Source organism: Sinorhizobium chiapasense, from assembly GCF_045277575.1.
Taxonomy (GTDB): domain Bacteria; phylum Pseudomonadota; class Alphaproteobacteria; order Rhizobiales; family Rhizobiaceae; genus Ensifer; species Ensifer chiapasense_A.
On record NZ_CP144207.1, the window covers coordinates 325,547 to 339,206 of the forward strand.

Genomic DNA, 13,660 nt, shown 5'->3' on the forward strand with positions numbered 1-13,660 from the left:
GCATATCCTGCGAGCGACAGGCGTGCCGCGACCGCTTTCCAACGCCATGTACCATTGGGCGCGTGGCCGTTCAGCACGACATCAAAAGCCGAGAGTCGAGGTCACTGTCATGGTCGCCCGCCCCAATCCGTCGCCGACCGCCTCCTCAACGTCACATGCGTCATGCTCAAGACCGGAACCCCTTAAACGCCTCACTCATGCGAAAATCACCACTTGATAAACGGTGGGGAGTCCCCCCAAGGCCAGCCACGAGGCTGGTGCTGAGGCCGACGGCCGGACATGCGGAGACCAGTTAGCGCTGTGGGGAGAGAGGATAGCGGGCGCTCTCCGCTCTTTAGTGAGTTGAAGCGAAAGTGCGCGGCTATGAGAATAAGCCGAGCGTAATCCGCCTCAAGGTGTTTGAAAAAACGTATTGAATGTTGAAAAAATCGGACGTAAGTTGCCGCCGCTGCCTAGCAAACAAGTGCAAATATAGGGTGCCAGGCGGAACAGTTTTTTTCGACAGAAACATTAGCGGCCGGAGAGACATGAATTTCTCGGCTGGCAGGCTGTTGCGCGCCAAGCGCGGGAAGGGGAGGGGTATAAAGTGAGTCTACAATCAGAAGCTGCTCAAAGGTCGAGCATCGGAAGAAATGCACTTGCGATCGAGCATAGATCTATCGACTACGTGCCACTAGCAGAAAGGCACGGCCGGCTTTCGGATCAGGCGACGATCTGGTTTGCCGGGAGTGCGCAATTGTTGAGTCTTGCGACCGGCGCAATCGGCATCACGTTGGGACTTAACCTTACTTGGACGCTTATAGGCCTATTGCTAGGGACCGTGCTTGGAACGATTCCGGTCGCCGCTCATGCAAGTCAGGGACCGCACCTCGGACTACCGCAAATGGTGCAGACGCGCCCGCAGTTCGGGCGCTACGGCGCCATTTTCATCTGGCTCGTAGCGGTGATGGTTTATTGGGGCTACGTCGTCCTTAACGTCAACCTGATGGGCGCAACGGCAGAACAATTGGGAATAGGTTCCGCCCGAACGTCCGGAATGGTTCTCGGGATGGCCTCAATCGTGTTTGCGATTTTCGGATATCATTGGCTTCACATCGGTCAGCGCTACACCACCGTGATCCTTCTCGTTGTTCTCGCGATCTTTACACTTGGGATTGTTTTCGGCGTGGGTTTTCCCCCAGAGCAATTGAGCATGAATGGGACCTTCCAGTTCACGCCCTTTCTGATGGTCGTCTCTGCATCGCTCGCCTACCAACTCTCCTGGGCGTTTTTCGTGTCGGATTATTCCCGCTATATGCCTCCGACCACCAGTCACCGCTCAATCATCCTCTACACGGCCTTCGGCGCGGGTGCGGGCGTTTTCGCGATGGAGGCCGTAGGAGCCGTGGGCGCCGCGCTCTTCCCCAACGACAGCCTCACATTGGCTCTTCAACAATCTGGCGATCAGGTCATGCCGGGTTTTGGAGCAGTGCTCCTGGTGGTGGGTGGACTCGCGCTGCTGATCTTCAACGGCATGTGTGTATACGGCGGAGCTCTTACTCTAATCACCTCGATGGACAGCGTCGTCGCAACGTCTCCCACCCGTAGCCTTCGGATCAAAACCATTGCCGTCATTGGCATCACTGCAACGATCGTCGGCGTACTGCTCCCCACGGACTTTATCAATACGACGTTCTACACGATCCTCGCGGTGCTCGCCTATCTCATGGCTCCCTGGACGGCCGTCAACCTTGTCGACTACTTCGTCGTACGGAAGGGCCGATACTCAATCACCGAGATTTTCAATCCCAGGGGGATTTATGGCAGGTGGAACTGGCGCGGGATTGCAGCGTACACACTGGCCTTCATTTCCATGATCCCGTTCATGTATCTGTCGTTTTACCACGGGCCCGTTGCGGTCTCTCTCGGTGGCGTCGACTTTGCGTTCTTTGTTGGGATTCCTGTGGGGGCAGTGCTCTACTGGCTGTTCTGCTTGAACCTTGACCTGAAGCGGGAGTTTGCAATCATCGCCGTTGCGGACAGGGATCTCGACGAGCTTGCAAATCCCGTATCCTGACGGCGGCGTTGCGCATATAGAAATTAAAGGACCGCGCGAATGATGGAAAGCCTTGGTTCAATGTCTGTGAACTGCACCCCCTTTCGGGATCGAGATCCGGCGCGACCTGCACGCACATCCCGAGGCTTCGTGGCTTCGAGACGACGCGGACTGCGCAGATCGTAGCGGACGAACTGACGGCGATGGGGCTGGAGGTAAAAAACGGTCGTCGGGCGTAGCGGAGTGATTGCTGAAATCGCTGGCCAACACCCGGGACCGTGCGTGATTATCGGGGCCGATATGGATGCACTGCCGACCGAAGAGGCGACTGGCCTGCCGTTCGCATCGACGGTGCAACGAAGCATGCACGCCTGCGGGCATGATCTGCATACAGCTTCGTTGCTTGGAGCCGCCCAAGCCCTATTGGCACTCAAGCCGCGCCTGCGCGGCAATGTTCGGCTGATGTTTCAGCCCGCGGAATAGATTGCCGACAGTGGCGCCGTCGCGATGATCAGAGACGGCGCAGCAGAAGGTGCCGACTTTGCCATCGGGTTCCACAACATGCCGGACCTTCCTGCGGGGCAGGTGCAACTCACGCGCGGGGCCAGTACTGCTTCGAGCGACGAATTCAAGGTCGTCGTACGCGGCGTCTGGGGACATGCGGCACGATTGTGGCCGCCGCCTACATGGTCGCGCAGCTCCAAACCGTTGTATCGCGCCAAGTCGATCCAGCAAACTCAGCGGTGCTAACCGTCGGGTCAATTCATGGTGGTAGAACGCAGAACATCATCCCGGACGCATGCATCTTCGAAGGAACGGTGCGATGCAGAAGCCCCGAGGCAAGAGATATCGTCGAAGACGCGTTCCGAACGATCTGCAACGGCGCAGGGCAGACACTGAACGTCGCAGTGGACATAGACTACGTCCGCGGTGTGCCGAGTGTAATGGATGACGAGGGTCTCGTGACGCGGGCGACTGAGGCGTTTACACAGCACTTCGGCGAAGCGCCCCTCATATTCGGGCGAGGCTTGTATCGCGAGGAGCGCGGCGGCCATCACTAGTCATGGCTATAGATCTGCTAACTTAGGTTGATGCGCGCCCTCAGCCAGTTGAGCAGCCATCGCTGGTAAGCGATGACTGCTGTCTGTGTCGCTCCGCAGCGCCTAGTAGATGCCGTCGACCGTGGCTTTCCACAGCAGCCGAATGTCCTTGACGACTTGCAGAAAGTATGTAAGGTTTGCATAACGGCTAATAGAATTGCCGAATGGGAACAGGGCTCGAACTTCGTGTTCGATTTACAAAAGCGGCAGATGATGGCGACCGGCACTAAGCTAGCCGGCGTGCGATTTGTTCTGCGCGCTCCGGGAGTTAGGAATGTCCGTTCGAGGGCTTCAGCCGGGATTTGTTCGTTTCGAACGCGTAAGCAAGAGCTACGACGGGGTAAACCTGATCGTCGAAGATCTGGACCTTTCGATCGCGAAAGGGGAGTTCCTGACGATGCTTGGACCCTCGGGTTCTGGGAAGACCACGTCGCTTATGATGTTGGCTGGTTTTGAGCAGGCGACGTCCGGCGAAATCTATCTCGATGACACTCCTATTTCCCATACACCGGCACATAGGCGGGGCATCGGCATGGTCTTTCAGAACTATGCGCTTTTTCCGCATATGACCGTTGGTGAGAACCTCGCATTTCCGCTCGAAGTTCGAAAGTTAGCGAAGGCCGAGACGCACAGACTGGTCGTTCGGGCGCTGGAGACTGTTCAACTCTCTCATCTTAAAGACCGAAAGCCGGGCCAGCTATCCGGTGGGCAACAACAGCGCGTCGCGCTTGCACGCGCACTGATATTCGAACCGACCATCGTTCTTATGGACGAGCCTCTGGGGGCTCTCGACAAGCAATTGCGGGAGCACATGCAGCGAGAGATCCGCGCGCTTCATCGTGAGCTCGGAATCACGATGGTCTACGTGACCCACGATCAAAGCGAAGCTCTCACGATGTCCGACCGTGTCGCTGTCTTCGGCTCGGGCAGAATACAGCAGTTGGCGTCGCCGGAACAACTTTACGAAGCGCCTACCAACGCGTTCGTTGCTTCGTTTATTGGCGAGAATAACACGATCGCTGGTGAATTGGTCGGCTGGGGCGCGGAGCATTCCGACATCGCATTGCGCAACGGCACAGTGGTCACAGTTCGGACCGGTGATCTCGTATCGTCGGATAGGAATGCAATCATTTCCGTTCGCCCAGAGAGAGTTGCCGTTAAGCCAGCAACTACCGACGATACGACGGTGGTTCATACTGAGTGCACCGATCTCATCTACCACGGCGATCACATCAGGGTCTGCTTCGACGACGCGGCCCTTGGCCCGATCGTCGCAAAAATTCCAAACGCTAGGGCCTATGAATTGCCCACCGTTGGAGACGTCGTGTCTGTCGGCTGGAGCAGGCGCGACGCTATCGGACTGAAATCGCGTTGATAACAAAAGGGAACAACATGTTAAGAAAATTCGCTTTCTCGACATCGATGGTAGTCGGACTTATGGCGTTCGGCGCGCAAGCTGGAGACCTCACAGTAGTGTCCTGGGGTGGCGCTTATCAGGACGCTCAGCGTAAGGTCTTTTTCGAGCCTTTCAAAAAGGCCACCGGCACTGATCTTGCAGACGAATCCTGGGATGGCGGGATTGGAGTGCTTCGTTCCCGCGCATCCTCAGCCGATCCAGGTTGGGATGTCATACAGGTCGAAACCAGCGATATTCTGCTGGGGTGTGAAGAAGGTCTCTTCGAGACGATCGATTGGTCGAAGCTTGGCGGGAAGGACGTCTACATTCCCGGCGCCGCCGAAGAATGCGGCGTTGGGGCGATCCTGTACAACGAAGGCATTGCTTATGACCGCGACAAATTGAAGACCGCTCCGACGGGCTGGGTGGACTTCTTCGACGTCGCGAAGTTTCCAGGAAAACGCGCACTTCGCCTTTCCCCGAACGTAGCGCTACCAGGAGCCCTCCTTGCCGATGGGGTGAAGCCTGAGGACGTCTACAAGGTGCTCTCGACGAAGGAGGGCGTTGATCGGGCGTTTGCCAAGCTCGACACGATAAAGAGCGACCTCATTTTCTGGAAGGCCGGCGCGCAACCTGCGCAGCTCCTCGCCTCAGGTGAGGTGGTCATGACGACGGTTTACAACGGTCGTATCGACGCCGCTAATCGCAACGATAAGCGGAACTTCGCCTTTGTTTGGAACGGAAGCATGCAGACCTTCGACTACTGGGTAATGCTTAAGGGCTCGCCTCGGAAGGACAAGGGCTATCAGTTTCTGAACTATATCAACCAGCCGGAAAACCAGGCAAAGCTACCAGACGCGATCGCCTACGGCGTCGTGCGCAGGGAAGCGAGCGCGTCTATCAAGCCCGAACGTTTGGTCGACATTCCGTCGAACCCGAGAAACCTCGAGGTTTCGATCCCACCAAACAGCGATTTTTGGCTGGAGAACAACGACAGACTGACCGAGCGCCTACAAGCCTGGTCAGCGAAGTGACAACCTGAATTATTTGCGGCGTGCCCTCCCAAGGCTGCCCGGTCGGGTCGAATATTCGGCGCGGCCGGGCATAAGGGATGAAAATCGTTTCCGGCTGGATGAGCGCTTTGAAGAAGATCGATGCCAAGAGAGACGGTGAAGGTCGTCAAGGACCGAGACGGAAAAGCCTCACGGCAATTCTGCTTGTACTGCCGCTGCTTATTTTCCTACTGATTATTTTCATCGTTCCACTGGGGAAGATCTTGTCTCTCAGCGTCAAGGATGATGATCTGCCTCCCATCTGGCCCCACGTATCAAGCGAGCTGCGTGGATGGGATCGGACGCCTCCGTCGGAGCGGATGTTCTCAGCACTTGCTCAGGACATGAAAACGTCTCAGGAAGCCCGCACGACTCCGTTGGTCGCGCGTCGCGTCAACTATGCGCTGCCGAGCGGACGAACGCTGATCAGTTCAACGGCTCGCAAGATTGCCGCCGTCGACGTTCCCCCGAATGGCTGGCGAGAAACGTTTCTGCAGATCGACCCGGCCTGGGGCGATCTTGAGACATGGCAGGCGCTTTATCAGGCGTCTGGTCCGGTATCGAGCTTCTATATACTTGCCGCATTCGACCGCGCGATGAACGCCGACGGCCAGGTCGTGCATGCGCCCGCGGACAATAGCGTGTACCTGGCGATACTACAGCGGACATTCGGCATAGCCGCGCTTGTCACGTTCGTAAGTCTACTGCTCGCCTTCCCTGTCGCCTATTTTCTTGCGAACGGTCCGAAGGCGTGGCGTAGCGTGGTCATGGGACTGGTATTGCTTCCGCTGTGGACGTCACTGCTCGTTCGAACCGCCGCCTGGGTCGTGCTGCTGCAGGATCAGGGTCTCCTGAATCAAGCGCTGCAGTGGCTCCATCTCACGTCCCAGCCACTGCATTTGATCTTTCATAGACCCGGAGTGATCATCGCGATGGTGCACGTGTCATTGCCTTACATGGTCTTGCCGCTTTACGCGACGATGGCCACGATCAAGCCAGATTACATGAGAGCTGGTGAGTCACTTGGCGCGACGCCTTTCCTAGTGTTCAGGCGGATTTATCTGCCGCTAACGGCACCTGGAGTAGCCGCCGGCTGCCTGTTGGTGTTCATTATGTCGCTCGGCTACTACATCACGCCGGCGCTGGTAGGTGGTGCGAGCGACCAGATGGTCTCCTACTTCATCGCCTACTACACCTCGGAAGCCGTGAACTGGGGGCTTGCAGGCGCACTCGCACTCGTCCTCCTAGTGGCGACCTCGATCCTTTACGTGCTCTACTCCAGGATCGCCGGTACGAAGGGGGCAAGCTTTGCATAGGCTTTCATCCATTCGCAGACGAGCCGCAGGCTGGACTCTATTGCTCTATGTCGCCACCGGGGTCGTCGTCTTCTTCATGGTAATGCCTATCCTGGCTATCTTGCCCCTATCGTTCAATGGCAGTCAGTTCCTGGCTTACCCGATGCGCGGGACGAGCACTCAGTGGTACTCTGAGCTGATCTCTTCGCCCAAGTGGTCCCACGCGATTTGGAACAGTCTCCTAATAGGTTCGGCAGCAGCGATCGTGGCCACGATTCTTGGGACGATCGCGGCGCTTGGACTATGGTGGACTGATTTCCGGGGCAAGGCGTTGCTAACCGCCTTCCTGCTCAGTCCGATGGTCGTTCCGGTGGTGGTGTTCGGCGTCGGTCTGTCTCTATTCTTAGGGCCTTTGGGCCTCGTGAGGTCGTACACCTCGATCATCCTCGCGCACGCAGCGCTGGGGAGCCCATTCGTAGTGATCACGGTCGGCGCAGCGTTGGCATCCTACGACAGGAATCTCACGCGGGCCGCGCTCGGTCTTGGCGCCAATCCCCTGTACGCGTTCCGTCGCGTGATGCTTCCGCTCATTACACCTGGTGTTCTTTCTGGGGCCGTCTTTGCGTTCGCCACCTCATTCGACGAAGTGGTCGTGGTAATGCTCATAGGAGGACCGGAGCACCGAACGTTGCCGCGCGAGATGTTCTCCGCGATTCGAGAGAATCTGTCGCCAACGATCGCAGCAGCAGCCTCGGTGATGACGCTCTTCGCCATCGCCCTAATCGCATGCGTGCAAGTTCTCCGACGGACGCACAGATAGACAGCCGCGAAAGCCCATGGGTATCGATCAAACGGTGGCGGCAGGCGATTTCTGTACCAAGCGCAGCTTGGGCCAAAGCGGAAAAATTCGGCCGGTTCAACAGTTTTCTTGTCGATGGTTTCGTTACTCAAATCGATCGGCCTAAGAGCTCCGCAAAAATCATAAATGGCGCAGAACACCCCGGCGCTTTCGGCCGTCGATAGTGGGGGGCCGCAATGATCTTGCTGAGCAGATCTCCTGGCGCCTGCCGCGAAGGATTGCACTGGCCGCGATCCCGATGTCATTCGTTCGTGTGGCTCCGTTTGTGCCTGCAGGGACGGGCATAGCTTCTCCCCGATGCGCCACCAAGCGCTCCGGCCATACAGTGCTGGATCAACTCTTCGATGCCGCTCTGACTGATGTGTTCCGAGACCTGACCTTTCAGCGTTGCAACGCTGTGTTAAAAAGTTTCAACGTTTATGCGATTTTGTTGAACAGGGTGCACGGGTATTTTTCCCGCAAAAACAACGCCGTCGTAAATTTTGCCGCCCAAAAGTGCGATCGCAGATCGCAGATCGCACGCTTGACATCGTCCGGGGAATGGGTTCTGAAATTGCTCATCGCGGCGTCGGAAGCCCGCTGACGCGTGCGTACCGCACCCAACCCCATCGGAGATCAGTCGAATGGCGCTGGCTAAGCAGTCGACCCGCGGCCTGTATACGGCCACCACTACCCCAATGACTTCGGACGGAAAGCTGAACCTGTCGGCGATCGGCGCCCAGGTTGATCGCCAACTGCGCGCCGGCATCGCCGGAATCGTGGCTGTTGGTGGCACCGGTGAAGCATCCGCCCTTTCGGTATCGGAACGCGTGGATGTAGTAGGCGCTACCGTCGAGGCCGTCGCAGGACGGGTTCCGGTACTTGCCGGAGTCACGACGCCCGGCCTCCCGGACACCTTGGCACTCGGCCGCGCTTGTCTCGAAGCGGGAGCCAAAGGCCTCATGGTCATCACGCCTTATGGAACGGCACCCAGCCAAGCGGGCATTCGGGACTACTACAAGGCCGTGGCGGACGGAGTAGGGCGGGCGGTGATGTTGTATGACATCCCATACCTGACCCTGGTGGCGACCAAGCCCGAGACTGTTAGCGAGATCGCAGACGATGGGTCGATCTTTGCCATGAAGGCATCGAATCCTGATCAAGCGGCATTCACCTGGCTTGTCGAACTGGTTGGCGATAAGATCGCAATCATGTCCGGGGACGAGCATCTCTTCGCTGTGCAAGTCGCATTAGGCGCTGTAGGTGGCGTTCTTGCATCAACCAACTTACTGCCAAAGACGTGGGTACAAATTTTTGAGACAGCACGCGCCGGCGAGCTCGCGCTCGCTCAACAGCAGATCGCTCGTCTCCACGATTTCCTCGTCACCGTATATGCCGAGCCAAACCCTGGCCCAATGAAGGCAGCACAGGCTCTCACAGGATTCGACGTCGGTCCCGTTCGTCTTCCGAACAAGGCTCCGGACGCTGCACTTGTGAGCACGATGCGAGAGCAACTGACCGAGCTTCTCGCATACGAGAAGGCGTTGGCCGTGTAGGCACGCAGATCAAACAACATACGAAATTCGACCCTGCCGGGAAGAATACTGGGAACATAATCAACTGGAGAGAGAAATGACGCGTAAAGCAAACTACGTGCATGCCGTTTGCGCTGCGGTCGCCTTCGCAGGAGCCTCGGATTTGGTGCGCATGCAGCCGAGCCCTACTACGAGTTGCCGGCGGAATATCCCGTTTGCTCGGACGACTCCTATCAGCGTGCCGTTGACAGCGGGGTCAAGCTTGGTGTCGCCGCTGCGATGCCATGGTCGGGAATCGATCCGGCCAGCGGGAAGGCGATCGGAGTCGATGTCGAGTTACATGCCGAAGTGCTGAAGCATATGGGCATCACAAAAATCACCTACGAGGCGGGCGCATTCAACTCTCTCAACTTCAATGCTCTCGAAGCGTATCAACATGGTTGTCACCGACCTTCACGTGACCCCGGGACGCATGAAGACGATCGCCTTATGGACCGGCGGTCCTGGTGCAGCCCGGCAACCCGAAGGAGGTGAAGTCCTTCGACGATCTTTCGAAGCTCCGAGTTGGCGTGTTGCTCGGGACGGGCACAGATGAGTATCTGAAAAAAGTGGGGGTCGAGGCCACCCGCTACCAGAGCTACGCGGAAGAGTTCGCGGCCATCCAGCAGGACAAAGTTGACGTCGAGTACGACCTGCTCGCGGCAGAATTCAAGAAAGCCAACCCGAACACTAAGGTCGAAGTGCTTTCGAGTTTCCCGATTCCTGACGATCTGCTGAAGAACGGTTACGGCTACGCTCGTTTTGGACTCCGAAAGGAAGACTGCAGCCTCCGCGTGGCGTTCAATCAATCACTCGCAGAGGTAAGGGCGTCGGGCGCGATGTCGGAGATCCTTCGGAAGAATGGTCTCTCGGATCGAAACCTCTTCGTCTTTCCCCTGCAAGTGAACTGATTAAAGGAGCGACCTCGATATCGGCCGGGCGACGTCCGGTCGATATCAGTCGACGGGAAACAAGATGGAACTCTTGAACCTTGATGTGATCCGATCTTACGGATTCGTTTTGTTGCAGGGACTGGGTAACACTGTTTTGCTGACGCTCATCGTGATCGTCCTTGCCGGTGTACTAGCAACTCGCGCGTTTACGGGACGGATGCGTGCGTACCAATTTCAAAACTGGCGGAATGCATTAGGCTCACGCGAGAGGATCTTGAGCGCGTCCCATTTTTCGTGAGCGTTATCGGACATGTCGGCGATGGGAATTTCCATCTAGGCATGGTGATCGATCCCGACGTTCCTGCAGAGTTCGAACTCGCCGAAGAAATCCACGACCGGCTAATCCAGCGGACATTAAGTCTCGGTGGCACGTGTAGCGGTGAACACGGCATCGGCTACGGAAAGACAAAGTACATGGAGTGGGAGCATGGAAACGCTATCAATACCATGGCGACGTTGAAGAGGGCACTCGATCCGCGCCACATCATGAACCCCGGAAAAGTGTTACCTTGATTGCAAAGCGTTGATCGACCAAATTCGTGTTCTAAAAGCCGGGCTGGGCAAGCTCGGCTTGACCGGGCGGACTAAACTTGTTGGTGCTATAACGTTAACTTAGACGTCTGATTTGGGAAAATATGAAAACAGGAATTGCGCTAGAACCGATTGATTTCCAATCGATGCATGATCAGGTTTACGACCAGCTTCGCACCGTGCTGATGCGGGGCGGGTTTGAGCCGGGCCAGAAGATCAGTGGTCGGATGGTCGGCAAAGCTCTGGGAACGAGCGAAATGCCGGCTCGCGCCGCCCTGGGACGACTACTGGCTGAGAGAGCGTTGGTTCAGAAATCTAATGGGACCTTTGCAGTCCCGATCGCTACGCGGCGGCGTTTTCAAGAGGTCATGGAGCTACGTGAATTGCTTGAAGGACACGCGACGTTCCAAGCGTGCGATCGCATCGACGATCATGGTCTCGATGAACTTCGCCGTTCCCGAGACGGCCTGGCACGAGCTTTGGAAGAGAACAATCTCGAGCGGTACCTGGATTTCAACCAGAAGCTCAAGTTTGGGATCTATCGGTACTGCAGCTCGGAGACATTGCGGTCACACATAGAGTTGCTATGGCTGCAATGTGGTCCGTTCCTGAGACACCTCAGCACCGATCCCAGCAAGGTTCGCGCGACCTCCTATTGCGAGGAAGCCGTCGATGCTCTTGTGGCGCGGGATGCCCGCAGTGCGAGCGCCGCGATATCGAGGGACATACGCTCGGGATTGGAATTCCTGCTCGTTCATGGAAGCTTCGCAGATGATTCCGATCCTCGTCTCGCCGGGACGGCGACCTAGCTTTCTTGCACACTCCAACCGCTGATCCGATGTTGATCCAAGGCGTCGAAGTCCTGGGTTTTGCGTGCCTTTGTGATCAAGGGCGGCTCATTGATCAAAATCCACATTGTGAATCGAAATTTACAACAAAGCGCTTGACTACAAACATTGCAGAAATTATGCAAGGTTTGAATTTACAGAAATCGTGCAAGGTTTGTATCGCATGCCGCTGCTCTGTCCCGACGAGGTTAGCTCATGAAAATTCTGGTGCCTGTGAAGCGAGTGATTGACTCCAATGTGAAGGTTCGCGTCTTGGCGGACGGTTCCGGAGTTGATCTCGGTGGCGTGAAGATGTCTATGAACCCGTTCGACGAGATTTCCGTCGAGGAAGCTATTCGAATCAAGGAAGGGGGAGGCGCCCACGAGGTCGTAGTTGTTTCGATCGGCCCAGCGAAGGCTGAAGAAACGTTACGCACCGCGCTCGCCATGGGTGCCGATCGCGCCATCCTGGTCGAAACGGAAGATCATGTCGAGCCGCTCGCCGTCGCCAAGATCGTCAAGGCAATTGCCGAGGCCGAACAACCGGGCCTGATCATCGTCGGCAAGCAGGCGATCGACGACGACTCGAACCAGACTGGCCAGATGCTGGCCGCTCTGCTCGGCTGGCCTCAGGGCACGTTTGCGTCGGCTATTGAGCTTTCTAGTGACAAGGCGCGGATCGCACGCGAAGTCGACGGCGGCCTGCAGACGATCGACATCAAGTTGCCGGCGGTCGTTACCACCGACCTGCGCCTGAACGAGCCGCGCTATGCGTCGCTGCCGAATATCATGAAGGCGAAGAAGAAGCCGCTCGACAAGAAGTCGCCGGCCGACTTCGGCGTCGACACCGCCGCCCGCCTCAAGGTGCTGAAGACCGAGGAGCCGTCGGGCCGCAAGGCCGGCATCAAGGTCAAGTCGGTCGCCGAGCTCGTCGAAAAGCTCAAGACCGAAGCCGGCGTCCTCTAAGTTTCATGCGTCCGGAAAGTGGGAACCGGTTTCCGGTCAAACGAATGAACCACAATCCTGGCGCTCCGGTCCGGAACGGACCGTTGAGCTCAAACCAAAGGGAGATTAAATCATGGCCATTCTTCTTCTGGCTGACCACGACAGCAACCACCTTTCCGACCAGACCGCCAAGGCGCTGACCGCCGCCACCAAGATCGGCGGCGACGTGCATGTGCTGGTTGCTGGTGCCGGCGCCAAGACGGCCGCCGAACAGGCCGCCAAGCTTGCCGGCGTATCGAAGGTACTCGTCGCCGACGACGCCTCGCTTGCCAACAACCTCGCCGAACCCTTAGCGGCGCTGATCGTCTCGCTCGCCGGCAGTTACGACACGATCGTTGCCGCCGCGACCTCGGTCGGCAAGAACGTCATGCCGCGCGTCGCAGCCCTGCTCGACGTCAGCCAGGTCTCGGAAATCATCGAGGTCGTCTCCGCCGACACCTTCAAGCGCCCGATCTATGCCGGCAACGCCATCCAGACGGTGCAGACGACGGAAGCCAAGCGCGTCATTACCGTGCGCACCGCATCTTTCTCCCCGGCCTCTCAAGGCCCACTTGCTGCCATCGAGCCTATCTCGGTGGCAGCCCTTTCTTCCGAGCTCTCTACGTTCGTCGGCGACGCCCTGTCGTCGTCCGATCGTCCGGAGCTGACCTCGGCAAAGATCATCATCTCCGGCGGTCGCGCACTCGGTTCCTCGGAGAAGTTCCAGGAAGTGATCTTGCCGGTCGCCGACAAGCTCGGTGCCGCCGTCGGCGCATCGCGTGCCGCGGTCGACGCCGGTTACGCCCCGAACGACTGGCAGGTCGGCCAGACCGGCAAGGTGGTCGCGCCCGATCTCTACATCGCCTGCGGCATTTCCGGTGCGATCCAGCATCTCGCTGGCATGAAGGACTCCAAGGTCATCGTCGCGATCAACAAGGACGAAGAGGCACCGATCTTCCAGATCGCCGACTACGGCCTCGTCGCCGATCTCTTCGAAGTTCTGCCGGAGCTTGAGAAGGCCCTGTAGCGCAGATTCAAGAAATCCTACGTCACGGGTGCCGAATGGACGGCTTCC

Annotated in this window: 14 protein-coding genes; all 14 read left to right on the top strand. The window is 57.6% G+C overall.

Annotated features, from left to right (window positions below):
- Positions 1-586: 586 nt before the first annotated feature.
- The 14 genes from QM996_RS32700 (at position 587) to QM996_RS32765 (ending at position 13,612) form a co-directional block, all read left to right on the top strand.
- On the top strand, positions 587-2,056 hold the full coding sequence (locus QM996_RS32700; RefSeq protein WP_334141683.1) for a purine-cytosine permease family protein: 1,470 nt from the start codon (positions 587-589) through the stop codon (positions 2,054-2,056).
- A gap of 222 nt (positions 2,057-2,278) precedes the next feature.
- Entirely contained in the window at positions 2,279-2,518 is a 240-nt protein-coding gene (locus tag QM996_RS32705; RefSeq protein ID WP_334141685.1) for a M20/M25/M40 family metallo-hydrolase, read from the top strand.
- 203 nt (positions 2,519-2,721) lie between these two features.
- Entirely contained in the window at positions 2,722-3,096 is a 375-nt protein-coding gene (locus QM996_RS32710) for a peptidase dimerization domain-containing protein (protein WP_334141687.1), read from the top strand.
- A 313-nt stretch (positions 3,097-3,409) separates the two neighbouring features.
- A complete protein-coding gene (locus QM996_RS32715) occupies positions 3,410-4,510 on the top strand; it encodes an ABC transporter ATP-binding protein (protein WP_334141689.1) in 1,101 nt (366 codons plus the stop codon).
- Between the two features lie 17 nt (positions 4,511-4,527).
- Entirely contained in the window at positions 4,528-5,565 is a 1,038-nt protein-coding gene (locus QM996_RS32720) for an ABC transporter substrate-binding protein (protein WP_500270540.1), read from the top strand.
- 77 nt (positions 5,566-5,642) lie between these two features.
- The gene (locus tag QM996_RS32725; RefSeq protein ID WP_334141694.1) at positions 5,643-6,899 is read left to right on the top strand and encodes an ABC transporter permease; all 1,257 of its coding nucleotides are present in this window, start codon (positions 5,643-5,645) and stop codon (positions 6,897-6,899) included.
- Positions 6,900-6,939: 40 nt separating this feature from the next.
- A complete protein-coding gene (locus QM996_RS32730) occupies positions 6,940-7,698 on the top strand; it encodes an ABC transporter permease (protein WP_334141696.1) in 759 nt (252 codons plus the stop codon).
- A gap of 202 nt (positions 7,699-7,900) precedes the next feature.
- Positions 7,901-8,320, top strand: a complete 420-nt coding sequence (locus QM996_RS32735; protein ID WP_500270541.1) for a hypothetical protein — start codon at positions 7,901-7,903, stop codon at positions 8,318-8,320.
- 40 nt (positions 8,321-8,360) lie between these two features.
- Positions 8,361-9,272 (top strand): dihydrodipicolinate synthase family protein, encoded by a 912-nt coding sequence (locus QM996_RS32740; RefSeq protein ID WP_334141700.1) that lies wholly within the window; start codon positions 8,361-8,363, stop codon positions 9,270-9,272.
- 485 nt (positions 9,273-9,757) lie between these two features.
- Positions 9,758-10,201 (top strand): substrate-binding periplasmic protein, encoded by a 444-nt coding sequence (locus QM996_RS32745; RefSeq protein ID WP_334141704.1) that lies wholly within the window; start codon positions 9,758-9,760, stop codon positions 10,199-10,201.
- A 234-nt stretch (positions 10,202-10,435) separates the two neighbouring features.
- Positions 10,436-10,756 (top strand): FAD-binding oxidoreductase, encoded by a 321-nt coding sequence (locus QM996_RS32750; protein ID WP_334142287.1) that lies wholly within the window; start codon positions 10,436-10,438, stop codon positions 10,754-10,756.
- A 122-nt stretch (positions 10,757-10,878) separates the two neighbouring features.
- The gene (locus QM996_RS32755; protein WP_334141706.1) at positions 10,879-11,583 is read left to right on the top strand and encodes a GntR family transcriptional regulator; all 705 of its coding nucleotides are present in this window, start codon (positions 10,879-10,881) and stop codon (positions 11,581-11,583) included.
- A gap of 234 nt (positions 11,584-11,817) precedes the next feature.
- Complete coding sequence (locus tag QM996_RS32760) at positions 11,818-12,567, top strand: electron transfer flavoprotein subunit beta/FixA family protein (protein ID WP_334141708.1); 750 nt, start codon at positions 11,818-11,820, stop codon at positions 12,565-12,567.
- 112 nt (positions 12,568-12,679) lie between these two features.
- Positions 12,680-13,612, top strand: a complete 933-nt coding sequence (locus QM996_RS32765) for an electron transfer flavoprotein subunit alpha/FixB family protein (protein ID WP_334141710.1) — start codon at positions 12,680-12,682, stop codon at positions 13,610-13,612.
- The last annotated feature ends 48 nt before the right edge of the window (positions 13,613-13,660 follow it).

Bases quoted from the DNA above. Each gene is read 5' to 3' on its own strand.
- QM996_RS32710 (WP_334141687.1), top strand. From the start codon at position 2,722: ATGGTCGCGCAGCTCCAAACCGTTGTATCGCGCCAAGTCGATCCAGCA.
- QM996_RS32715 (WP_334141689.1), top strand. From the start codon at position 3,410: ATGTCCGTTCGAGGGCTTCAGCCGGGATTTGTTCGTTTCGAACGCGTA.
- QM996_RS32720 (WP_500270540.1), top strand. From the start codon at position 4,528: ATGTTAAGAAAATTCGCTTTCTCGACATCGATGGTAGTCGGACTTATG.
- QM996_RS32725 (WP_334141694.1), top strand. From the start codon at position 5,643: ATGAAAATCGTTTCCGGCTGGATGAGCGCTTTGAAGAAGATCGATGCC.
- QM996_RS32740 (WP_334141700.1), top strand. From the start codon at position 8,361: ATGGCGCTGGCTAAGCAGTCGACCCGCGGCCTGTATACGGCCACCACT.
- QM996_RS32755 (WP_334141706.1), top strand. From the start codon at position 10,879: ATGAAAACAGGAATTGCGCTAGAACCGATTGATTTCCAATCGATGCAT.
- QM996_RS32760 (WP_334141708.1), top strand. From the start codon at position 11,818: ATGAAAATTCTGGTGCCTGTGAAGCGAGTGATTGACTCCAATGTGAAG.
- QM996_RS32765 (WP_334141710.1), top strand. From the start codon at position 12,680: ATGGCCATTCTTCTTCTGGCTGACCACGACAGCAACCACCTTTCCGAC.